Source organism: Neisseria sp. 27098_8_112, assembly GCF_041433235.1.
In the GTDB taxonomy this organism is placed as follows: Bacteria; Pseudomonadota; Gammaproteobacteria; order Burkholderiales; family Neisseriaceae; genus Neisseria.
The window spans coordinates 1-23600 of sequence record NZ_JAPWBB010000022.1 but is presented as its reverse complement, the minus strand read 5'-3'; the positions used below and the strand labels follow the sequence as shown (position 1 = coordinate 23600).

Genomic DNA, 23600 nt, shown 5'->3' with positions numbered 1-23600 from the left:
CTGTTGTGAATATAGAGGCCGTCTGAAAAGTTGGCTGCAATTAGTTGGGAATCAGACGGCCTTTTAGTTGTTTACGCGAGTGCCGCAAGAGAAGGCGGTATCGGGATAAATTTGTCTTTTGAAATACGGCATGCAACTGCGGCTGCAATTTGTTCTGCCCGTTCATGTCGAGCAATAAACCTGAGTTGACATGCGGAAATTTCCAGCTCTTCTGCAAAAGAAGTTCGGTATGTACAGTCAATGCGACGTTGTTCTACGTCAACGAGTACGGTATCCAATACCATGTCTTTACACAAAGACATATTAGATGCGGTATGGGCATGTACAAATACAGTCTCTACCGGTAGATCGACAGTAAAATACTGATTGGGCGCTTGAAAGGAATGTACCATGCCGGTAAATCCTAGTGTATAGATATGGTTAGGCTTTAGATGAGGCAATTGAAGGGAAGGATGAGCACCGTTCCAATAAGTCATAGAAAAATCTTCCGGCAATAAAGGTGCACGGTTAGCTATCCATTCAGCATCGGCAGTACCTGAATGTCGTGCCCGTTGCGCAAAATAACGGGGCATAAAGCCAAATCCCTCGGGAGCAACATTTTCAGCAGGATCTCGTACTGGATGGCTTGGGTCATAAATCTGGTGAGCCTTTAATATCCGTTTGAACCCATTTTGTTTGAGTTGGGATTTGGGATAATAACCAATACCGACAGGATTTTGCTGATGCCCCTCATGATCGTCTTCAACCGCACCACCGCCAAAGGCAAATTCATAGCGGATAGGCAAGGAGAGAATAGGATCTGGTTCGCTTAGAGACCATCCAGCTATCTCCCTTACCCAGTAGCGCTCACCAGTAAGAGCCAGACTTTTTTGGTAATCGCCAACACTCACCGCTACAGCAAGTTGCCGAGCGGGAGTGTCATCAGGTGCATAGGCGATTGCATTGATCACTAAATCAGTTTTAGGTTTATAAAGGCAGAAGTCGCTTTCAAATTGAGTTGAAGTTTGAGATGGTTCTCCGTAAAAAGTATCTGCAAATGTAAGAGGATTCTGCGTTTGGGCAAACTCAAGTACAGTTTTTCCTGTTACAGGATCGATTTCAAACTCATAACTGACTTTAGCAACTACAACATCATATGTTCGATCTAACTGGTCGATGTTTTTAAATTGCTGCGTATGAAAGCAGGTAAAGTTCTCCAATTCGAACATTTATATACCTTTTCTTCTAGTTGATATCGACTTTTTTACCATCCATATCTACTACACTAGTGCCAACGATTTTAACTTTTTTACTAACGATAGAGATTTTATTTTTATCTATTACAATCATTGAGTTGCCTACTTGAAGGGTAATTTTGCTCCCAGCAGATAAGGTGATTTTATTGCCGGCATTAAGGCCAATATTTAAACCTGCATTAAGTCCCATAACTAGGCCAACGCTATGCATTTCGGCACCAACAACGTTGGTCATCCAGCCTCCTCCGACATTTAACATATAGCCTGCCCCAATGTTGGTCATTTGTCCGATGCCAATGTTGTTCATACCATTTAGGCTGACGGTTTCTTGCTTATTACCACCAATGCTGCTTACCTCGTTGGATACAATGGTTTTGTTACGATTGGCACCAACGGTCAACGCTTGATTTTTGCCGATAGAAACGTTTTGATCCAAGCCTACGGTTAAAGCCTGATTTTTTCCGATGCCAATGTTTTCATCAAGGCCAACAGAATGGGTTCGATTTTCAGAGACAGAAACACTCTGATCTTTACCCACAGAAGTACTTTGGTTTTGGCCAACACTAATGCTTTGGTTTTGGGTAATACTGGCAGTTTCGTTTTGGCCGACTGATTTGGTACGGTTTTGGGTAATTGAGGCAGTTTCGTTTTTTTGAACGGTTTTAGCTCGATCACCCACTACTGTTACAGTCTCGTTATTGCCAATTGTAGTGGTTCGGTCGTTGTTGACGTTACGGGTTTCATTGTTCTTAACAAGTGAGGTCAAGTCTTTCTGTGCCTGGAAGTTGACCATTTCAGACCCAGCAGTATCATTGAACATCAGTTCGTTAAAGTTGGCTAATGGAGAGTTAAAACTTTTACTCTTGATACCGGATTGCTTAGCTGCAGCAGGAAATCCCCATGGTGGCGACATTGCGCTGTTATACAGACGGCCTAATACAATGGGTCGATCAGCATCGCCATTAATAAAATCAACCAGTACTTCTTCGCCAATGCGTGGTGTATTAATAGAGCCATAGCCAGCACCAGCAGAGCCCTGAGTTACTCGTACCCAGTTGGAACTGTTTTCATCCATTTTTCCATAGCGATCCCAGTGAAACTGGACTTTAATATCGCCATATTCATTGGTGTAGACCTCTTCACCTGCAGGTCCTGTTACCGTAGCTGCTTGTGTCCCTAAAACTTTTGGCTTGGGAGTTTTAAGAGGAGGGCGGTATGGATAAGATTTAGGTAATACGCGGAATGAAATTCTAAATTTGCCAATACGGTCTCCAGACGTATAGCCTGCCTCTTCGAAATCATAATCAGCTTTTAAAATAGTATATTCGGTATTAGAAGATGCATGAGGGTGTTTGCTCAGGATAAACGTATAACCTGGAGCAAGTGTCAGTGCAGTGCCTGAGCCAGTAATAATCTTGGTTTGGCTTTTCAAATCTTCACTACGAACCTGACTGTAATTTTGTGCTTCTGCCACATCACTAAAACCTGTATAGAAGTCATAGTGTTCCATAGATACCGAATTAAAGTCATGAACTGAGTCTGAAGACATCATCGGTACTTTGGCATTTTTATAATTGTATTCTTGAGTAACAAATTGACTAGATTTTAAAGCATCTCGTTCTTCCCAAATATCAATATAGGCAATATTTGGTGCCCCTGGTGCAGTATTTCGAGAGTGGTAGGGGATGTTAGGGGATGAAATAGCTTCTAAAACACCGACATCATCAGTAATAACCAGCTCATGTGAACCGTTACTGTGGGCAAAATAATAGTAGATACCTTCTTGTTCAAATAGGCGGTTTAAGAAATCAAAGCTATTTTCTTGATATTGAACACAAAAGCCTCTTGTTCGATACCCTTTTTGACATTTTATCTGGTATGGGAATCCGAATGGTGCTAAGACTTCATTAGCGATATCTAATACAGACTTATCAACGAAAACCCTGCTGTCCGTATTTTGAGTGAGGTACCACATGAATGGACGAGTGGTACAGGTATAGGCATGATAACCTTCTTCATCCTCATCTTCTCCAATGTAGCCAAAATCGGTAACTAGACCATTTAGGTAACGAGGATTGCTTGCTTCGGTATCAATTTCCAATGTTACAGACTGACCAATAATATCTTTGCCTTGTAAATTTGGGTTTTGGGAGACCAATGTAATATTGAACTCAAACAGATTTGAAACGGATTCTGTACCAAGCATTTTTTTGAATAATAGTTGTGATCCCAAAGGCGTATGAGCAACAATAGTTCTATTCATTTCGGGAAACTCCTTGTCAATCTTAAATCAATATTCCGGTTACAAGTATTTTTATCCTAGTATTTTAAATAGTGATAAAATATGTAAAGTAATATTTTAGACAATATTATTTACATCTCTATTGAGACTTTTAAATACACTGAAAATTCCTTAATTTACTTAAATTAAAGGGATTAAAGGCAGTAGAAGTAGTAAATTCAAGTACAAGATTTTTTCCTTTAATACTGTATTCGACAACAGTGGTATTTCCTGTTTGGCGAATAATTTTACCTTTTTCAATAAGGCGAAAGATTGACCAAGGCCCAGCTGAACTAATACCTGCGCTGTTGATTTGGGGAGATGAGATATCTATTTTGGCTAAAGCATTTTCACTCTTGGATGGCCAAGTAAAGGTTACAGGATTTACAGGACCATGGCTGTATACATAGCTTTTCCCTGCATATGAGATATTTACACTTTCTAAACTAGTATCAAGAATCAAAACCTTAACCGAGAAATCAAATGTAGGAGTTTCTGAGCCTTTATCAAAATATCCTTGTCGGATGTCTGCTATATCGTTTAGTTTTGCAAAACGATCTTTAAAAGCATCATTTTTAGCAGTTAAAGTTTCCAGTTTTTCTGAGCGTGCCAATACGGCAGCTTCACCAGTCAAGTTGGTAAATTTACTGTAGATACCATTGGGACCAAATATACTGGTGAAACTCTCTAATGCAACATTGTCCTCCGACCCTTTATCGAAAGGGTATCCTTGTTGATGTATTTCTTGGCAACTATTAGTTAATGTAGCCATTTGTTTTTCTAAAGTAGACAAAAGCTTTTCATCAACAATTTTGTTAGTGTTTTTCAGAATAATTTCAGAAAAGTTATCTAACATTTGGCGAAAGGGAGGTGGTAGTCTATTTACTTCAGCCTTATATTTTACGAAAGGATCATCAGGTGGTAAGTCTACTCCTTTTTCTACAGCAACATTAACAGCAACTAAATAAACATATAAATCATTTATAGCCTCTGTGACATTGTTAATAGCTGGAGGTTGATCATTCGTGGTTTCAGTTAATATATGAAAATCTGCAAAAGCATCATCGACTGGAGTTGCTTGTTTTAAAGCAGCCAATTCATTCTTTACATTATTCCCCTCTTCGCTCTCTAAGAGTTTCGAGAGTCCTGCTCTATTTAACCAATCAGTAATTTTGCTTCCAGCTTTTTCTGTTATTCGTTTGTCAATAGTTAAAGTCGTATTATCACTGATTCCTTTAATAATATTGACTAAAGGTGAGTTCTTTTCAGATAGCAGCTTGGCAATTTGAGTACTCTCTCGTGATGATTTTGGTGTTACTAATGACAAATCAGATAAATAACTATTCCAAACTTTAATATAATTACTGAAATAGATTCTTTGGGCATCAGAAAGAACAGATGCTTTACTTTGGCCTAAAGAAGCATAGTTACCTAATACCCAGTTGTCTTCATTAAAAAACTGCTCTGCAGATTTAACCATGGCAGGTAAAACTTTAGTAATGTAGGCTTCTTTGGTATAAATAAAGTTAATAGGTTCTTTTAAAGCCCCACCAGTCTTACGTCGGAATAGCAAGTGACTTTGCACACCACCCATACTTGAAAAAGATACAGGTGTAACTCCTTCTTTTCCTGAGAGAGTAACTGTGTTTATAGTATCTTCTAATACCATGGTTGCAATGTCTCTTTGTGCAATTTCCTGTCTACGACGTTCTACTAATTCTTCGTCATAGGGAACGCTTGGTGTAATGCTTTGTTTTGAAAGAATCTGATTCAGAGCTTTTTCAACAGATTTTTTTTGTTGGTCACTCATGCCTGATGATTCTGTTTTAGACAAATTGGACATTAACCAATTTTGCATAAAAGCAGCATCAAAATGTTCTTTGTGGAACATCATAAGATAAGCTTTTAATGCATCATAGCTATTAATATTGTTGGAAACATTAGCTGTACGTAGAAGTTCATCCAACTTATAGCTGATTAATGGCATTACATTGTCTTGAAGAATTCTATAATAGGCTGACTCCCCAACATCTTTCATTTGGCTGCCTTGATAAAGGCCCATACGATAGCTGAGCGGAGGGGATAATAAATCTGGAATTTCTTTACTGGTAGTCGTATCTCTAACTTGTTCAGCAAATGTTACAGCCTTAAGTAAATCAGGGCCGTCTGTATATTTTTTTACATCTGAAGCTAAGTTAGTTGCTTTTGTATCAACCTGTTCAAGATATGACTGGTTATTGGAGTAACTATTCAACATCATTGACAAACATGTAATTACTACAGTTGCAATAGCTCCAATACCTAGCCAATACAAGATTTGTTTTTTGACAAACCAAGATTTATTCTCGCCAGCTAAATTTGCCTCGCTAAGAATAACGTCAGCAAATAGTCGATTTAAGAAAAAGCTATGTTCGTTATTCTGAGTAGAGGCCTGGTTTGAATCCAAGTATTTTTTAGATAATTGGAAATCACTTTGCAAACCTTCCAGTATAGGGTTGAGATGTTGTCCTGTTTGTGTTGCACTTGAAAAATAAACACCTCTCCATGCTATAGGTTGCTCAAATTTTGAAGATTTAGACAGCTCTTTAAATAGGGAAAGTACTGCTTGATTAAGGCGCTCAAATTCCTCGGGGAATGCAAAAGCTGCAGCCTTATCTTCAGTGGATTCTAATTGATGAACTGTGCCCAATATAGAGGAGCGTAATTTATCTACAATATCTGCTAAGGCATTAGAAGCAGTAGCGATAGGAGTTTCCATTCCTTCGGTATTAGATAGAGGAATCCCTAAATATTGATTTCTTTGTTCTTCAGTTAGATGGTCAAAGAATTCATTAAAACCATGCAATAAATCCAGTTTGGTTATCATAAGATAAACTGGGAAATGTATACCCAATTTAGTATGCATTTCATGGATTCTTTTACGCAGTTCTACTGAGATTTCTGTTATATTGGTTTTCCCGCCCAACAAATCATCTACACCTACAGTAACCAATACGCCATTTATTGGCTGTTTCGGTCGGTAACGTTGTAGCAGCGTTACAAACTCTTCCCAGTCGCTAGAGTCTTTACTGCTATGATTGTCATGTAAAGATAATCTACCAGCTGTATCAAGAAATACTATTTCATTCGACAGAAACCAATCACAATCTCGTGTACCTGCTAGGCCACTTACAGATGTCCCTAAAGTGCTCTCTAAAGGGAAGTTAAGACCAGAGCGTTTGAGTGCAGTTGTTTTACCAGATCCTGCTGCCCCTAGGACAACATACCATGGCATTTGATAAAGGTATTGACCTTCTTCTAGTCTAGCCAACAAACTGTTTTTAGATTTAGAAAATTTAGCATTTTTTAATACTTTGTCCATTTCAGCAAACTGGCGGCTCATAGAGCTAACATCATTTGCACTTTTTAAAATAGGCTCTTGTGCTGCTCGAATTTCTTTCAATAAAGCAGCGTTTCGTCGAGATTCACGATATTGGCGAAATATAGCTTTAGCCAACCAAATACCAATAATAATGGTACACACTGCAAAACGAATAGTTTTGCTTACTAAAGGTCGAACTTCACCTATGGAGATCAATGGTCCAATAAACCATACTAATATAATCAGGCCGGTAATACCCAACATCACCCATAAAGAGCGAGAACCTAGAAAATAAATAATTTTTTTCATGTCTATTTTTTCCGTATCAATCTAAAATAGATTATTGTGTGCTTACACTACCGTTTGGTTGAGAATTGGAGGTATCATTTTTTATTTCGACTGTGCTACCTAGTTTGGGTCCAGTTCCTGTAGTAAATAATGTAATTTCAACTCTTCGGTTTTTAGCTCTGTTTTCCAAAGTATCGTTTGGTGCGACAGGATCGGTCGAGCCTCGTCCTTCAGAACGGATGCGTGTTCCGCCATTTTTAACGTAATTCAATAAAATTTCTTTTACTGCATCTGCCCGAGCCTGTGATAAATGCCAATTAGATGGAAAATTCAAACTCTGAATTGGCTGATTATCAGTGTATCCCGTAACAATAATTTGTCCTTCTACACTATCTAAGGCCTGACTAACTGCAGCTAAAACAGGATAATATTGGTCTTGGATTTGCGCAGAGCCGGATTCAAATAAGCCATCACCTAAAATAGTAACAGTACTTCTGTCTTGAAAATCTTCTACAGATACTAATTTCCTAGCAATCTCATTTTCCAACAAAGGCCGTAGTCGGACTGTATTTTGTGCATCCTGTTGCTTGGTGATTGCCGAAGGAAGTTTGAGGCTGTTTACTTTTATGCTAGCTGTATTGAATTTATCCCCTAATGACCATTGCATTGTAAAATAGCCTACACCTAATGCAACAGCTCCTAATACGCCAACTACCCATAAAGGAATAGCAAGTCTGCGTTTCCTTTGAATATTATTTGTAATAATCGGGTTATGTTTAAAAAGATTAACAGTTTGGTCAGGTCGTTTACTGTGAATTAAGGCAAGTAAGTCTCTTTTAATTTTATCGATCTCAAATTCCCCATTGTTTAGAACCTGGTACTTACCTTTGTAACCAAATTGCAGGCATAAATACATAAACTCTATTAAATCAATATTTTTATCAGAATCTTGTTTCAAATTTTGAATGATTTCAAAAAAACGTTCTCCACCCCAAGTTTCATCATAAAAAGATACTAATAAGCTATTTTTTGACCAAGTTTCATCAGCCCAGCCAGCACGGACTGCTAATTCATCTACAAATGTACAAAGACAGTATTTTGCAGCCTGAATAGCATCATATTTAGCTCCATTTTTTTCAGCATTCTCTTCAAAATTATTAATTAAGAGAGAGAATTTATTAATTAGGCTGTCAGTAGATAATTGACTAGTAGTTTGCTGCATAGAGTTAGCTAAGATAAAAACAGGTTTAGCAGCTTCAATTAAAGGGTTATAAACATTTACTGCGTTGTTTACAGTATTATTCTGGTTATTCATAATGAAATTCCAAATTAAATCAAATTAACTTAAAGACTTAATCGCCCAAAACTCAACATCTAAATTAGGGAAATTACCAGCCAAATGGAAAGCCATACCTGAGGAAGTATCAAACATATCCCATAATTCATGTTTTTTATCTAATTCAAAATAAACATAACCACTATGGTATGGTAATTCTCTTGGTGCCACGGATAACGCATGAACTTTAATTCCAGGTAAATGGTAAGCAACCAATTCCTTAACTTTTTCTACAGTACCTATTTTTACTACACTTGGAATTTTTTGGCGTAAGGCTTCGTTAGGCATATCAGCCTTGATGGCTAGGACAAATGAAGCTTTATCCAGTAAGCTTTGATCAGGAGTTTGAGCAACTCGAGTTGCTTCATCGCGCAAATCTAGTGGAATTCTAATTGCTCTTTGTTCAAGAACAATAGACAGTGATTTGCGCAAGTTAAAAAATAATTTACCAAAACATGATGCTAGATCATTGTGTTTATAAATAGGAATATCCCCTACCTTACGTGAAGGAAGGAAAGTCATTAAATCAGCACATAATTTTGATAAGTTGACAAATAATTGTTCTGGATGAGTTTGGCGAGCACCTTCATTTTCATGATGCAAATAAGCCAGATACCGATTGATGGTCTGAAGCATCATAAAGTCCATTACTTCAACAGAACCTCCGGTATTCGGATCGTTTACAGCGTTAGCTAGACTATTGCTTTTTTGCATTAATAAGCCATATATTTCCGAAATGTAAGCTTTTAGGTGTTGTTGCTTTTGGCTTCCTAGGGAAGGTGGAATATATGATTCGTCTAGAATGATTTCAAAGTCTGCTGAACTGGATCGGATAACTGCAATAGGAAGGACAGTTTGATTGCTAGTTAAATCATTTTCTAAAATCAATGTGGGATTAAGATCTGCTAGTGTAATTTGGCGACCGTCTAATTCGGAGTTTGTTGTATCTGCAAGGGTTTTCTCAAATGCTTTATATCGGTAAGAGTGAGCAGAATTTTGATTTAGAAAATCAATCTCATTATTAACAGACGATGGCAGAGTAATGGCTAAGCAAACTTTGGTGTCTTTTATGTTTGCAGGTACTTTCAAGCTTAAATTTTCAAGTTGTTTTTGAGAAAACACAAATATAGAACCATCAGGAAAAATACCTTCCGCTTCACGAATACCGAGAACACCACGTTTGAGGCCGTCTGAATCCAGTACTAAAGATGAAAATCCCCAAAAATAACCTTCTTTGGAAACAGCCAGTTGACGTAATCCAGACTCAAGATAACGTTCAAATTGCTGGAAATGCTGAGGAGTAATAAAGATTCCTTCTGACCAAACTACTTTTGCTTCAATTGCCATGTATTCAACCTCAAATTATTTATATATAAGCATTTATTCCTCATGGAAAATACCTTTACTCAGGTCACTATTGTTCTTGTGAGTTTTTCCATTTTCTTTGATAAGCTGATTATCAGGATGGCGCTCTTTATATTCTTTCAGCATTTCTTGCATCTCTGATTTCGATAATTGATACAATTCATTTTTCCCAATATTCACATAGAAATAGTGTTTACCAAACTGATACCATCGTTGTTTTTGTTTTAATAAAATCAATCTCCATTGACTATTGTCCAAATCACGATAACTGGCAACAACACCTAAATATTTCAGGTGGGAATCCATTTTGATAGGTAATATAGTAACCGTATCAGGGTGTAACATGAATTGGTTTTGTTGAATTAATTTATCACCTAAAGTTTCTTTAGCATTATTAGTAAGATCAAAATAGTTTGCTTTTTTAAATTCGCCATCAGATGACAGTTGATACAAATCCAATCTGATAGGGGAGGGTTGATCAACTAAATTTGGATTGACATCGGGAGAAACTATAATTTGGACATCAATTTTTTCTCCACTTTCGTCAGATTCTTTTGGCGGTTTATGGTTGGACGCACATGCGCTTACCATCAAAGATATCATTGCAAATGATATATATTTTATCAGTTTTCCATGCATTTTGGTTACCTAGGTACATCAATAGTGATTGTATTTAATGATAGAAATTTTAAATTAATCGACAGCCTAGACTTTAGGAACTAGTTGGTCTATTACTGTCGATCGAATACTAAGATTTCTTATTTTGCTTAGAATTATAAAGTATTTTTCTTTCTAAGTTTATATTTATATTGGTAATTGAAGTCATGATTGCTTGCGTCGATATTTACGCTCAAAACTTGTTTTCCCTGTGTTGCGCAAGTAAGTAGTTCTTGGCTGATTTGTGGTAGAACCGTATTGGTAAGAATCGCATCGATCATGCGGCCACCTGATTCAACTTCTGTACAACGTGAAGTGATTAGTTTTAACACTTCAGGGGTATAGTGTAGGTCAATGCCATGATTATCTTTAATGCGTTTTACGATACGGCCTAATTGCAATTCAACAATTTTTGAGAGCATATCGTCGGATAGCGGATAGTAAGGAATAACTTGCATCCGGCCTAATAAAGCAGCTGGGAAAGTTTTCAGCAGGGGAGTACGCAGGGCTTTAGTTAGGCCTTCTGGAGTAGGCAACATTTCGGGGTCATTACACATATCCATAATTAAATCTGTACCAACGTTGGTGGTAAGAATGATAATGGTGTTTTTAAAGTCGATATAGCGGCCCTCGCCATCTTCCATCCAGCCTTTGTCGAATACTTGGAAAAAGATTTCATGAACATCTGGGTGTGCTTTTTCTACTTCATCGAGCAATACAACACTGTAAGGTTTGCGACGTACAGCTTCAGTCAATACGCCACCTTCACCATAGCCCACATAACCTGGAGGAGCTCCTTTCAAAGTGGATACAGTATGAGCTTCTTGATATTCACTCATGTTGATAGTAATCACATTTTGTTCACCACCATATAATGTATCGGCTAGAGCAAGAGCAGTTTCTGTTTTACCCACACCGGAAGGACCTGCAAGCATGAAAACACCAATAGGCTTGTTGGGATTGTCTAGATTAGCGCGTGAAGTTTGAATACGGCGGGCAATCGCATCCAAACCGTGGCGTTGACCGATGATGCGGTTATTTAAGGTGTCAGCAAGTTGTAATACAGCCTCAACTTCGTCTTTCATCATTTTTCCGACAGGAATTCCTGTCCAGTCTGCTACAACGTCAGCAACTATCCGACTGTCTACTAACGGCATAACTAAGGGTTGGACACTTTGTAGTTTTTTCAATTTAGTAACCAGCTCTTTTTGGCGGGTGCGCAACTGTTTGTTTTCTTCGTCGGTTGTTTCTTGTTCAACCTGCATGATTTGTTCACGTACAGCCAATAGCTCTGCAACCAAGTCTGCTTCAGATTTCCATCTGTCTTCTAATTTTTTCAGACGGCCTTCAACCTCAGTTAATTCTTTACCAATATTTGTGATCCGGGTTTCAGAGTCGAAACTGAGCTTCTTCTCACGTTCTAAATTTGCTTGCTCAAGTTTTAATGCTTCTGACTTCTTGCGTAGATATTCAATACTGCCAGGTACAGCATGTTGGCTGACTGCAACACGTGCGCAGGCAGTATCAATCAAGCCGACAGCTTTATCAGGGAGCTGACGTGCTGGAATATAGCGGTGGGAAAGTTTTACAGCAGCCTGGATTGCTTCATCAAGAATGATCACTTTATGGTGTTTTTCTAGAGAAGCATTCAATACTCTAAGCATATTGATGGCTTTTTCTTCATCGGGTTCATCTACTTGTACAACTTGGAAGCGCCGAGTTAGGGCAGGATCTTTTTCAAAATATTTTTTGTATTCTGCCCATGTGGTTGCACCAATAGTACGAAGTTTGCCACGAGCTAATGCAGGTTTGAGTAAGTTGGCAGCATCACCAGTACCGGCAGCGCCACCGGCACCAATTAAAGTATGGATTTCGTCGATGAATAGCACGATTGGGGTTGGGCTGGATTCTACTTCATCCATAACTGCTCGGAGGCGTGATTCAAATTCTCCGCTAACACTGGCGCCAGCTTTGAGCAAACCGATATCCAATAGAATTAATTGAACGTCTTTCAATCCAGGAGGGACATCTCCGGCAGCTAAACGTAATGCCAAAGCTTCAACCACAGCAGTCTTACCAACACCGGCTTCACCTGTAAGAATCGGGTTGTTTTGACGGCGACGCATTAGGATATCAATCATTTGTCTGATTTCAGTGTCGCGGCCTGTGATTGGGTCTATTTCGCCATTTTTAGCCTTTTCGGTAAGATTGCTGCCGTATTTAGCTAAGGCACTTTCTTTGTGAGTAGCATTAGGCTCAGAAGATAAGGCATTCTGGGTAACATCAAGATTTTCTTCAGAGTTAGCAGTAATAGCAATAATATTGTTTGCCAATGTTTCCGGTTTGATTTTCAGGAATTCAGATGAAATATTGGCCAAAATACCCTGCAAAGTCTTATTTTGCAGCATGGTATAGAAAATATGAGCTGTACGGATTTTGTCTGTACCAAATTTTAGTGAACTGTATGTCCAAGTTTGTTCGGCAAGGGTTTGGATATGTTCGGAGAAGTCAATAACAGCAGTAGCACCAACAGGCAATTTTTCTACTGCAGCCAATACATCTTTTCGTACTTTGGCTTCATCTAAGTTAAACTGATTTATCAGGTAGAAGATATCTGTTTTTTCAGTTTGAAGTAGAGAGTGTAGCCAGTGTACTAATTCAACATAGCTGTTTTCTCGAAGACGACAGAAGGTATAGGCATTTTCCAAAGTTTTATACAAAGTAGTATTTAACTTACCAAATAATACGCTGCGGCTGATGTTTGACATAAGACGTCCTTAGTTAAATTATTTCAAATATGTCCAAAAATAGTTTTCTAAAGCTTTTATCGACGATGGCCGTCTGAAAAGCCGATTAATGATTGCTGACAATCAAGTCTTCTGCGTCTCGGGAAACATTCCCCAGCCAAGTTGATAAGCCGAGTTGAGTGTTCCCTCCTAAATCCATCAGTGGAACTTCTTTTTGCATCAGAATAGGTTGAATGTCCCATTCATATTCTTCTGCGGCAAATAAACGAACCCATTCTCGTAAACGGGCTGTATTAATACCGTCTTTAAAGAATGATTGGTAGGCTGGTAAAGTAAGTGGGCCAATAATAATCCGAAATTTACTTTGCACATCATAGAGTTTGTCACCTAGTAGTAAACCGTCACCAAGTGTGTAGTTACCCATAATCCCAATTTGCGTTTTCTCTTCTTCAACTTCAACCCAGTACCCTACGTTAGTTTGAATGTTAACGGGAACTTGGAAATAGCGAGTGAGCAGTTGTTGCAGGTTGACTGCAGATCGGCTTTGTTTTATCAATAGACCGGAAAAATAGCGTTTAGCAAATTCGTGGATTAAACCTTTGTTATGTGTGGTCGGAATGTTAAGGCCGTTAAAACTGGCAATATATTTTCCGAAGCGGTCTTCAGCATTTTTATCTAAAGATGTAATGCTTTGGGCATTGGCCCATGCTCGATAGAATAAGATAGCCAGGCGGTGTTGCAACATATTTGCAAAACCTGCCCATGCCCGGTCACCGTGTTGATGTTGGCGTTCATAAGCATACTCGGTTAAATGTAGAGGTAGTGGGCCAGATGGGCCAAACAGACCAAATCCATTAATGGAAATTTCTACATAATGAGGTGATAAGGTTACCGATTGGAGATTGCGTGGTGCAAAAGTAAGCGAAGGATTTTGGCGGATCCTTATTTTTTCCATTTTTGGGCTAATAGCTTTGCCTAATATTTTCCCACCAGTAATAAATTTAACGGACTCAAGCTGGCGCAAGAGTGAAAAATAATCATACTTATACGGTTGAGAGGAAACTTTATTTAAAAAGACTGTAAGTTTTTGATCCCAAGCATTGTCTAATGAGTCACCAAAATCTGTTTTAGGGTTGACTGGACTCATATAATCATTCTCTCCCCAATTTCAGACGGCCAAGTAGCAATATGACCTTGCTGAAGTGTGTCAATTCGCAATTGTACAAATGAGTTAATAGACACCAAACGTCGGAAATAATGGTTTAAAACTGATCCAAATAGGAAAGGATGAACACCGCCTAATTGAGTTTCATCCAGTGTAACGGTAATGTTGATTCCTCTGATAGGGGCTGCAACTCCATAATGACGGACTACTTTGTTAATAATTGAGGTTTCAACTTGTGTAATTGATTCAATCTGTTTTTTCAGTAAATCGCTTTCAGAAGAAACAAATACTGTTAAAAGCTCTTTCAAAGCAACAGGTGCATCTTCTTTATCAGTATTCAAAAGAGATAGATAATTTAAGCTCAATTGATTTAAAAATGACCAAAGTGTCCTATCTTCACTTACTGCTTCTTGAGGCCTTGTTAATTTAGAAATCAGTTTAATCGATTTGACTGGCAAAAATCCCTCAATAAGAAAGTCAGATTCTCCGTCTCGAGGCATGATTAGAGGCAAATCTCTGCTTGTACACCAAGCATCAACAGAAAGGTGTTGTATGTTTGAATTAAAGGCGTAATTCTGATTATTAGCAAGAGATAAAAATACCTCACTACCTAAATAGGAAGAGCGAAAACCATTTTTAGCTGAGTTTTCGGATGGTACTCTATCAGCACGACGAGCAGAAAAATAAGCATGCTGAGTTTGGGCCTCAGGAAAGAGTCCTATATCCGGTGCTTTGTACATCGGTGAAAATACTACGGTTTGAAGGTTGTTGGTATCAAAGCCTTTTACTTGCTCGATAGCATAGACTTCATAATTCAGGGGCTGGGTACGGTCGATAACGACATGGTGCTCCTGATCTTGAATATTTATCGGGAAGCGTGAGCTTTTTTTTCTGAATAAGTTGACGACTGGTACGGCATTTACAGAAAAATCATCTACACCAATCAGCTCAGTTAATTCAGGTATTTTATTACTGAATAAAAATGAAAGACTAAAATAGCGTTTACGATAAGTAATAATTTTTTTATTGACTCCCTTATCGTTTACGATTTCCTCTAAATGGTCGGGTACTTTAGGCAAGTGTCCTTTTTTCTCGGCTTGTTGGACGGCTTGTTTAATATTTTTTTGAGAAATAAATAGAAACTTCTCCGGTAGGCGTGAATACTCCTGCATAATTCGGAATGCACTCACCGATTTATCTAAATTAAATGATAAGGCTTCATCTTCTCGAAAACCACGATGTTCTGGTGTAGTAGGCAATGGGTAAAACCATTGTTTTGGATTTTCGTAACTGTGACAAACAACGCCCACGCATTCAGAAGCCAATAGAAACAGCAATGAAGATGATTTGGAAAGCTCTGTACCCAAAAATATAGATAATTCATCTGGCAACATCTCTGAACATGCACCTGGTACGCTCAATGAAAAATCCAAACGCAAGGCAGATTGTACTTTCTTACTAGAGGATTGTTTGAGTGCAGGGAGTGTGTTTGGCAAATAACCTATTGAGTCAGTGTATTTGGCTTTTTCAATACGAAGTGGCAGAATTTCAGTAGTTTTAGTTACAGAAAATGGACAACTTACTTTAAATTCATCAATAGGCAGAGACCTTAATATTTTGCCTCGTTCCAGTAGATTGATCACATCAGCGTTATATTGATTAGTAGGCTCTAGATTGACAATAGCTGCAGCCGGTTTTTGATTGATGAAGTCAGGATAAACAACTTCTAAGATTCTTTGGACAAAACGAGGATACTCCGCATCCAGTTTAAGTTGGGTGCGTGCAGTAAGAAAACTTACCCCTTCCAAGAGTCTTTCAACATAGGGGTCAGGAATATCAGTTGTATCTAAAGCTAATCTTGAGGCTATCTTAGGATATTGGGCTGCAAACTCTTTACCCATTTCCTTTAGAAAAGTTAGCTCTTTGTTGTAGTAAGACAGTAATTTATTATTCAAGCCCCATTTCCCCCATCTAATAAGTCAAACAATCCTGTTTCAACATCCATGCTGGTTCGGAGCAAGAATTCTTTAGGATAAGGATTGAGTTTCAGGTAACCTTTGATTTCAATAATGAGTTTATTGTGTAAAGCATCGTCATCATCGTCTGAGGTATTTACGATCACTTGTAGAGTCTTATTTTCAAGACGCGGTTCAAAATCGATGATGGCTTGTTTGATGTTCTGTTCCACATCTTGCCATTCAATATCAGAAAAATTAATACCAGAAAGGGGAGGGATACCATAATTTAATGTAGAAGAGCGTACATTTTCAGTTAGGTCAATCCCCATAGTTTCTGCTTGCATGTTGCATGTATTCAGTAGATAAAGAATATCACGCAGTACTGCTTGCCGATATTGATCAAGATTAATGACCTGATCGGAGCGTGCCTCTTTTTTTCTGCGCGGTTCTTCATCTGTTAGTCTGTCAAATAAAGAGGGTAACAGTTGATTTTTGAATTGCGACATGTTTAATTGCTGAGTTTGAAGGATGGATAGATTTTAATGATTTTGTTCAAATCTAATATTACGAATATCTAAAAGGCCAAAATCATGGTTATCGGTATACAAAGTTTTTTGACCAACCCCTGTAAAGAGTTGCTCTGCTATTTCAATCCAGTCAGTTTGTGAGCACTTCATTAGCAGATCTGACCATGCTGTTTCCTCACCAGGCATAACAGTATAGCGAGCAGGACTAGTACATTGAATACACTCACCATTAGTAAATTTAATTTCAGACGCTCTCCAGATGATGTCCAGTAAGGAACTTGGAGCCTTAAAAGAAATATTTTCAATAGAATCCCATGTTTGCCAGTAATAGTGACCTTGATAGAAATATTCATAAACGAAGGCAGTACGTACGTCTCCATCCATAATCCAGTTGCTATCAATTTCAGAAACTGATTTATCTGCTAAAAGGTAAGTAATATGTACGGGGGAGTCGTCTATATTCTCAGATAACACAGTATAATCATCGACAAGAGCCTTGTTTTTCTGTTCTGAAACATGGGCAACTAAAGAGAGTTGCTTTTGAAGAATATCAAGTTTACTTGCGTGCTGTTCTAGAGTTTTGGGTTTTTGCTGTGTTTCAAAGACTGCTTGGCGACGTATTTCAGCAGAAATATTTTCAATAAGGTAGAGCATCAGGGGCTTTTGAGTATCGGGAAAAAGTTTTTGGTATTGCCCAATCTGTTTTAAAGCCTGTTCCCATTTTGCGCATAGACACTGATATTGAATCAGTGCTAAACGATGTTCTTGATTGTCAGGATTTGAACGTACAAGCTCAATCATCTCTGATAATTTAGTCTTCAAATCCATTTCAATGATTCCTCATTTAATTTATAAAGATGAATAATAGAAGTTAAAAACAAGATTAATTTTTCAGTTAAGTAGTGCCGTCTGAAAAGTGAAAAAATTTATATATAAAGCCTGACTTAAAAACGCCTTTTAAGTCAGGCTTTTTTAATTAAATCTACATATCAATTATGCAGATTTATTTTCTTTGATATTGAAGGCCATTTGAACTTCAGCACCTTTAGAACCTTTATCGGTTTGTTCCCAATATTGGTTTTTTACTTTTGCAGCTTGGAATGAATAACGCATTTTCAGCGCATCATTGTCTTGTACGCCAATGAATTTCACACCGGTTACTAAGACATCTTCTAATGTAGTGCGTGAGTATTCAATTTGTTCGCCACCAGCTTTACATACAGAAATTTCTACTTTGCTCAAGTGTTGGCCGGTAGCGCAGTTTTTCAAAATGGTTGGAGCTGCTTTATCGATAGCAGCGACTACAGTTAAGTCATTGAAATTGACTTTACCGGCACCACCGCCACCACCGCTGGTCATTGAACCAGGTTGTTCAGCACCCCAGTCAAAACTTTCGATGTTAGTCCAGTCTTTATGGTTAGAATCTTTTGATTCGCCATTTACACCTTCGACTTTCATGAACATATCAATAGCCATTTTTTACTCTCCTAGTTAAAAAATACAAGCGATTTAACAACAGGGCACTAAATATACCCAACTAAATAAACTCAGCCTGACTATTCTTGTTTAGTCGAAGGCAATTTGGAAACTAAGCGTAGAGAAACAGTAAGTCCCTCAAGTTGGTAGTGAGGACGCAGGAAGAATTTAGAAGTATAGTATCCTGGATTATCTTCTACTTCTTCTACAACTACCTCAGCAGCAGCTAATGGTTTACGGGCTTTTGTTTCTTGAGTGGAGTTGGCAGGGTCTCCATCTACATAATTCATAATCCATTCGTTTAACCAACGTTCCATGTCATCACGTTCGCGGAATGAGCCAACTTTGTCACGAACAATACATTTTAAGTAGTGTGCGAAACGGCAGCATGCGAATAAATAAGGCAAGCGAGCAGATAAACGTGCATTGGCAGTAGCATCTGGATCGTAATATTCAGATGGTTTATGCAAAGATTGCGCACCGATAAATGCAGCTAAATCCGTGTTCTTACGATGGATTAATGGCATAAAGCCCAATGCAGCCAATTCTGCCTCACGGCGGTCGCTAATGGCGATTTCTGTTGGGCATTTCATATCTACACCACCATCATCGGTTGGGAATGTGTGGCAGGGAAGATTTTCAACGATACCGCCTGATTCCACACCGCGAATAGCGGTACACCAGCCATAGTATTTAAATGAGCGGTTAATATTTACTGCCATTGCATAAGCAGCATTGGCCCAAGTATATTTATTGTGATCTGCACCTTCTGTTTCTTCTTCGAAGTCAAATTCGTCTACAGGATTTGTTGTGGCACCATAAGGCAGGCGAGACAGAAAACGAGGTAGGGCTAAACCGATATAACGTGAATCTTCGGATTCACGCAGGCTTCGCCATGGAGCATATTCGGCATTTTGGAAAATTTTACTTAAGTCACGCGGATTAGCTAACTCTTGCCAAGACTCCATTTGCATTAATTTGGGAGATGCACCAGCAATAAATGGACAGTGTGCAGCCGCTGCAATCTTCTCAAGACTATTGAGCATTTCTACATCAGGGGCAGAGTGATCAAAATAATAGTCACCTACTAAACAACCAAAGGGTTCACCGCCAAATTGGCCGTATTCTTCCTCATAAATACGTTTAAAGAGTGGACTTTGATCCCAAGCTGTACCTTTAAAGCGTTTTAAATTACGAGCAACCTCTTTTTTAGAAATAGGTAATACTTTGATTTTCAGTAAAGTATCTGTTTCGGTATTGGTCACTAAATGATGCAGGCCGCGCCATTCACCTTCAAGCTTTTGAAAGTCCTCATGATGCAAGATCAAGTTGATTTGTTCAGAAAGCTTTCTGTCAATTTCGGCAATAATTGCTTCAATGGTTTGATAGGTATCATCTGAAATGGTGACGGCATTTTGTAAGGCTTGCTGAGCCAATGTTGCGACTGCATTAGTTACAGCGCTTTTAGCTTCTTCCGTTTTAGGTTTGAATTCTTTTTGAAGCAGCTGTTCAAATTCATTGGTTGCAAATACATGTTGCGAACTGCCATTTCCTAGGGTATCTAATTGTTTTTCAGCCATGATTTACTTTCACTTCTAGTTTTATTAGAGACTATTGTTCATCTTTGGATGTTGATTTGGGCGCGGCTGCAAGACTTTTTAGTAATTCGCTGTCTCCTAAGACTTTTCCAATTAGTTCTTCAGCCCCACTTTTACCATCCATATATGAGAGTAAATTAGACAGTTCTGTACGTGCCTGTAAAAGCTCATTTAGAGGTGCTACTTTTTTAGCTATCGCAGCCGGTGAGAAGTCATCCATGCTTTCCAATTCGAGTTCTACATTCAAATTCCCTTCACCTGTCAATGTATTTTTTACGTTGAAGGCGACACGAGGTTTAAGGGCTTTCATGCGTTCGTCGAAATTGTCTACATCAATTTCTAAGAATTTTCGTTCGGCCAAGTCAGGCAGTGGCTCGACAGGTTTACCAACCAAATCTGCCATAATACCCATAACGAAAGGCAGTTCAATCTTTTTCTCTGAGCCATACAACTCTACGTCATATTCAATTTGCACGCGAGGAGCTCGATTGCGGGCAATAAACTTTTGACCTGATGATTTATTTCGTGACATGGTTATAACCTTAGGATAATTAATAATGTTGTATATCTAAAAGATATTTACGAAATTGTGGATGAGGTTTACTAATTTTAGGAATTTGCTGTATCTTCATCTGGTTTGCCAATTAAAACTTCTAAATTGGCAATACTTTCTGGGCTAATATCTTTCATGATGTCATAAAAGTTCATATTCATTTGTCGTTGCACTCTGCGGATAAACAGTGGTGCAGGGTGGCTGGGCTCAAGAGTTTCAAAATAAATGCAGATTTTCTCTAAAGCCAGATCAACATCAGCGCGATTTTTAATATTTAGACGGCGCCATGCATCAGTCTCTTGAATAGATTGTTCTTGCGTAATAGCCAAGCTGTTAGTTTCAGAGGGTAACTCAGGCTGTTCTGTCTGTTGTACTGAGGGAGTGCTCCCATCATTATAGTTGATGGCTTTGTGAATTAGGGTAAGAGGTTTTTGAATAACATCAAAATCAAGTGAGTGTTCATCCTGTAAATTAGACGAGAAAATGCGTTGGATATTTTTCAGACAGTCCAATGCTTGAATTAATGCGGTTAATTCAGGTTTCCCCGTATCGGCATTTACTCTAATATCGAGCATTAGCCGTTCTTTACCTCCCGGATAATTTTGTGGATCATTCCCTTGTAGGATAGAAACAGCTTCTTTTACAGTAATTGGCTGTTGGGTTAACCCATTTATCAATAATTTAGATGAAAGAATCTCTTTGATGATGCCATCAAGTGTGGTAAAGGAACTAAGGGCATTGATCCTGTAAAATGGGTCAAATTCACCGTCTTCATCTTCAAGTTTGGGGTAAATGGATTCCCAATATAAGTCTATATTAGCTCTAATTGCTTCGCAGCCAGCGCAGAACCCTACGAGTCCATGTTTGGCAGTAAGAGCTTGTGTATAATAAGCCAAGACATGTAAATCTTTAGACTCGGCTAGCAATTGATTGCACAACTTTTCTACTGTTGCCCAGTCGGCCTCTTCTGCCGGAATAATCGTGTCACCATATTGTTGTTCTGGTTTGCCTTCAGCTACGCTTTGTAGTTCTAAAAAGCGGCTATCGTATTCGATATTTACACCTTCGGGACTGTCGATAGAGATAGGCTCGTCCCATCGAGGAAATGTGTTCATCTACTTATAATCCAAATAACTTATTAAACAGTGAGCATGAGGGGAGGCCTTCATGTTTTATGTGGTCACCGCTTTCAATTTCTTGCCAAAAACTACCAATGCCGTCTGAATCAGATAAAAAGTTGTGAAAGGATTCAGAGAGGATAGGGTTCCCTGTTGTATCACTATTGTAAAAATCTTCGATACAACATTTCCCTTCTTTTAATATCTCGTGAAAGGAATTTTTTTTCTTTAAAAGAGAAAAAAGAGAATCAAGTGATTCAGGAATAGAGCTAGGTTTATAAAATAACACAAATGGATATTTTCTGCCAATTTTATCAGAACTACCAGCAGTTATGCCTGTATAAATAAGACCATCAGGTGATTTGATACAAAATAGCCAAATTTGCAAAGGGGAATATGTTTTCCGAGTGAATGAAATTAATTTGTTTTGGCCGGAACATCGGTTAAACCAGTTATCCCAAAAGAATCTATCGTTAGTTTGAAGATTCTCGGAGAAAATAAAATCACGTGATTGATTCAGTTTGCCAAAAAAATAGACTTCATTTTGCTTAAGCATAAGTAGTCATCACAAGAGAAGAGGTTTTAGATTCCCAAGTTGCTAATTAGACACAACTGCTAAACTCGTACTCTAGCATAATTCGATGTATTGATAAATATAAATTTAAACCGCTTGAAATAATAACCTAAGAAATGTAAATAATCTTCAAAAATATGCGCTTACTATATGAAATATGAATAATAAAGTTTATCAAATACAGTTTTATTTATAGTTTATTGTTTGTTATAATTTTTGCAAAATAACGCGTGCAAAGTCCTCAGAAAGTGATTGAGGTTCCTTGTTTTGAGGTTTCTACTTGTAGATTAATTAGGATTTCGACGGAGTAATCGCATGTCCTCTTCCGGTAACACCATAGGTATTCTTGTTCCTCAGCCTTCTGCACCTGCCATGGTGTCTCAAGGTTCTGCCAATCCGCCAGAACCGCTGACTAATGCGGCTGGGCCGGTAGATGTGATAGAGATGGTAGCCGATGTTGCCTCTAGTGCCCTTTCTTTGGTTGCTCCTGAGTCTGCTGCAGCTAATGTGGCTGATGCCGTATCTGATGTAGTTTCGCTCGCTTCAATGGTTCCAGGTGTGCCTGGTATTAGGCTACCTTCTCGAAAAATGGTCAGTGGTTTCGGTGGAGGTAGCGGAGCAGGTTCTGACGGTGGGATAGTTACCTCAGGTCATGGCCACTGTATTCCTTGTAAGGTTGCTGCAGCTATCGGTAACCCTGTCAATGCCGTACTCGGTATCAAAGTCCTATTTGACGATACCGAGACCGACTTTGCTTTCGATTCCCCGCTTCCCCTTGTTTGGCGGCGCAGCTACTATTCTGACCAGATAGGCAATGGCTGGTTGGGGCAGGGTTGGTCGCTGCCGTTCTCCATGCGTCTTGTCCGTACTGCCGACGGATTCCTTTATATTGATGAACAGGGTAGGGAAATTTCGTTGCCGGATATCAGCGACGAAGCGGACGAGCCTTATTCCGCAGCCGACGAAGATGAAGACGATTTATATGAAGAAGAGGCTGCGCCAAGACCTGCTTCCGCCGAAGAAGATCCCTACGGTCTGAATGACGCCTATTTCGATCCTTACGAACAAATCTTCTTTTCGCAGATTTCAGACGGCCTCTACCAAATCGCCTCCCCCGACGGCGGCGCACGGCTGCTGTTTGCCGAAGTCGATTCCGGCTGCGGCATTTACCAGCTGGTCGCCCAGCTCGACCGCAACGGCCGCCATATCCGTCTCTGCTACGACGACAACGGACTGCCGCACAGCATTTATGACGGCAGCGGACGACACTTCCAACCCGTATTCTCCTCCATCCGTCTGCACGACAACGATCCCGACTTCGATCCTGCTGGGGAACGGGACGTATTTGTTTCCGAAGACGA

Annotated in this window: 17 protein-coding genes; 1 reads left to right on the top strand and 16 read right to left on the bottom strand. The window is 38.9% G+C overall.

What is annotated here, in order from left to right; translation table 11 throughout:
• Positions 1–71: 71 nt before the first annotated feature.
• The 16 genes from O3682_RS11005 to O3682_RS10930 form a co-directional block, all read right to left on the bottom strand.
• Positions 72–1208 (bottom strand): DUF2169 family type VI secretion system accessory protein, encoded by a 1137-nt coding sequence (locus O3682_RS11005; RefSeq protein WP_371510106.1) that lies wholly within the window; start codon positions 1206–1208, stop codon positions 72–74.
• Between the two features lie 16 nt (positions 1209–1224).
• On the bottom strand, positions 1225–3498 hold the full coding sequence (tssI, locus tag O3682_RS11000) for a type VI secretion system Vgr family protein (protein WP_371510105.1): 2274 nt from the start codon (positions 3496–3498) through the stop codon (positions 1225–1227).
• Positions 3499–3628: 130 nt separating this feature from the next.
• Entirely contained in the window at positions 3629–7186 is a 3558-nt protein-coding gene (gene tssM / locus O3682_RS10995) for a type VI secretion system membrane subunit TssM (RefSeq protein WP_371510104.1), read from the bottom strand.
• Positions 7187–7217: 31 nt separating this feature from the next.
• Positions 7218–8480 carry a type VI secretion system protein TssL, long form gene (gene tssL, locus O3682_RS10990; RefSeq protein ID WP_371510103.1) on the bottom strand — a complete coding sequence of 421 codons (1263 nt, stop codon included), beginning with the start codon at positions 8478–8480 and terminating at the stop codon, positions 7218–7220.
• A gap of 24 nt (positions 8481–8504) precedes the next feature.
• Positions 8505–9848 (bottom strand): type VI secretion system baseplate subunit TssK, encoded by a 1344-nt coding sequence (gene tssK, locus O3682_RS10985; protein WP_371510102.1) that lies wholly within the window; start codon positions 9846–9848, stop codon positions 8505–8507.
• Positions 9849–9881: 33 nt separating this feature from the next.
• A complete protein-coding gene (tssJ, locus tag O3682_RS10980; protein ID WP_371510101.1) occupies positions 9882–10505 on the bottom strand; it encodes a type VI secretion system lipoprotein TssJ in 624 nt (207 codons plus the stop codon).
• Between the two features lie 134 nt (positions 10506–10639).
• Positions 10640–13291, bottom strand: coding sequence for a type VI secretion system ATPase TssH (gene tssH / locus O3682_RS10975; protein WP_371510100.1), 2652 nt, complete (start codon positions 13289–13291; stop codon positions 10640–10642).
• Between the two features lie 85 nt (positions 13292–13376).
• Entirely contained in the window at positions 13377–14417 is a 1041-nt protein-coding gene (tssG, locus tag O3682_RS10970) for a type VI secretion system baseplate subunit TssG (protein ID WP_371510099.1), read from the bottom strand.
• A complete protein-coding gene (locus O3682_RS10965) occupies positions 14414–16390 on the bottom strand; it encodes a type VI secretion system baseplate subunit TssF (RefSeq protein WP_371510098.1) in 1977 nt (658 codons plus the stop codon). The genes tssG and O3682_RS10965 overlap by 4 nt, the downstream gene beginning before the upstream one ends.
• Positions 16387–16899: a type VI secretion system baseplate subunit TssE gene (gene tssE / locus O3682_RS10960; RefSeq protein WP_004520041.1), complete on the bottom strand. Its 513-nt coding sequence runs from the start codon at positions 16897–16899 to the stop codon at positions 16387–16389. Before tssE ends, O3682_RS10965 begins: the two co-directional genes overlap by 4 nt.
• A gap of 33 nt (positions 16900–16932) precedes the next feature.
• The gene (locus tag O3682_RS10955) at positions 16933–17748 is read right to left on the bottom strand and encodes a type VI secretion system accessory protein TagJ (RefSeq protein ID WP_371510097.1); all 816 of its coding nucleotides are present in this window, start codon (positions 17746–17748) and stop codon (positions 16933–16935) included.
• A gap of 165 nt (positions 17749–17913) precedes the next feature.
• Positions 17914–18396 (bottom strand): Hcp family type VI secretion system effector, encoded by a 483-nt coding sequence (tssD, locus tag O3682_RS10950; RefSeq protein WP_003761730.1) that lies wholly within the window; start codon positions 18394–18396, stop codon positions 17914–17916.
• Between the two features lie 80 nt (positions 18397–18476).
• A complete protein-coding gene (tssC, locus tag O3682_RS10945) occupies positions 18477–19976 on the bottom strand; it encodes a type VI secretion system contractile sheath large subunit (RefSeq protein ID WP_204788583.1) in 1500 nt (499 codons plus the stop codon).
• Positions 19977–20007: 31 nt separating this feature from the next.
• Positions 20008–20526 (bottom strand): type VI secretion system contractile sheath small subunit, encoded by a 519-nt coding sequence (tssB, locus tag O3682_RS10940; RefSeq protein WP_371510096.1) that lies wholly within the window; start codon positions 20524–20526, stop codon positions 20008–20010.
• Between the two features lie 77 nt (positions 20527–20603).
• The gene (gene tssA, locus O3682_RS10935; protein ID WP_371510095.1) at positions 20604–21662 is read right to left on the bottom strand and encodes a type VI secretion system protein TssA; all 1059 of its coding nucleotides are present in this window, start codon (positions 21660–21662) and stop codon (positions 20604–20606) included.
• Positions 21663–21666: 4 nt separating this feature from the next.
• Complete coding sequence (locus O3682_RS10930) at positions 21667–22221, bottom strand: TagF domain-containing protein (protein WP_371510094.1); 555 nt, start codon at positions 22219–22221, stop codon at positions 21667–21669.
• 333 nt (positions 22222–22554) lie between these two features.
• Here O3682_RS10930 and O3682_RS10925 point away from each other — a divergent pair.
• On the top strand, positions 22555–23600 hold a 1046-nt coding region (locus tag O3682_RS10925), incomplete at its 3' end, for a DUF6531 domain-containing protein (RefSeq protein ID WP_371510093.1).

Bases quoted from the DNA above. Each gene is read 5' to 3' on its own strand.
- O3682_RS11005 (WP_371510106.1), bottom strand. From the start codon at position 1,208: ATGTTCGAATTGGAGAACTTTACCTGCTTTCATACGCAGCAATTTAAA.
- tssI (WP_371510105.1), bottom strand. From the start codon at position 3,498: ATGAATAGAACTATTGTTGCTCATACGCCTTTGGGATCACAACTATTA.
- tssM (WP_371510104.1), bottom strand. From the start codon at position 7,186: ATGAAAAAAATTATTTATTTTCTAGGTTCTCGCTCTTTATGGGTGATG.
- tssL (WP_371510103.1), bottom strand. From the start codon at position 8,480: ATGAATAACCAGAATAATACTGTAAACAACGCAGTAAATGTTTATAAC.
- tssK (WP_371510102.1), bottom strand. From the start codon at position 9,848: ATGGCAATTGAAGCAAAAGTAGTTTGGTCAGAAGGAATCTTTATTACT.
- tssJ (WP_371510101.1), bottom strand. From the start codon at position 10,505: ATGCATGGAAAACTGATAAAATATATATCATTTGCAATGATATCTTTG.
- tssH (WP_371510100.1), bottom strand. From the start codon at position 13,291: ATGTCAAACATCAGCCGCAGCGTATTATTTGGTAAGTTAAATACTACT.
- tssG (WP_371510099.1), bottom strand. From the start codon at position 14,417: ATGAGTCCAGTCAACCCTAAAACAGATTTTGGTGACTCATTAGACAAT.
- tssE (WP_004520041.1), bottom strand. From the start codon at position 16,899: ATGTCGCAATTCAAAAATCAACTGTTACCCTCTTTATTTGACAGACTA.
- O3682_RS10955 (WP_371510097.1), bottom strand. From the start codon at position 17,748: ATGGATTTGAAGACTAAATTATCAGAGATGATTGAGCTTGTACGTTCA.
- tssD (WP_003761730.1), bottom strand. From the start codon at position 18,396: ATGGCTATTGATATGTTCATGAAAGTCGAAGGTGTAAATGGCGAATCA.
- tssC (WP_204788583.1), bottom strand. From the start codon at position 19,976: ATGGCTGAAAAACAATTAGATACCCTAGGAAATGGCAGTTCGCAACAT.
- tssB (WP_371510096.1), bottom strand. From the start codon at position 20,526: ATGTCACGAAATAAATCATCAGGTCAAAAGTTTATTGCCCGCAATCGA.
- tssA (WP_371510095.1), bottom strand. From the start codon at position 21,662: ATGAACACATTTCCTCGATGGGACGAGCCTATCTCTATCGACAGTCCC.
- O3682_RS10930 (WP_371510094.1), bottom strand. From the start codon at position 22,221: ATGCTTAAGCAAAATGAAGTCTATTTTTTTGGCAAACTGAATCAATCA.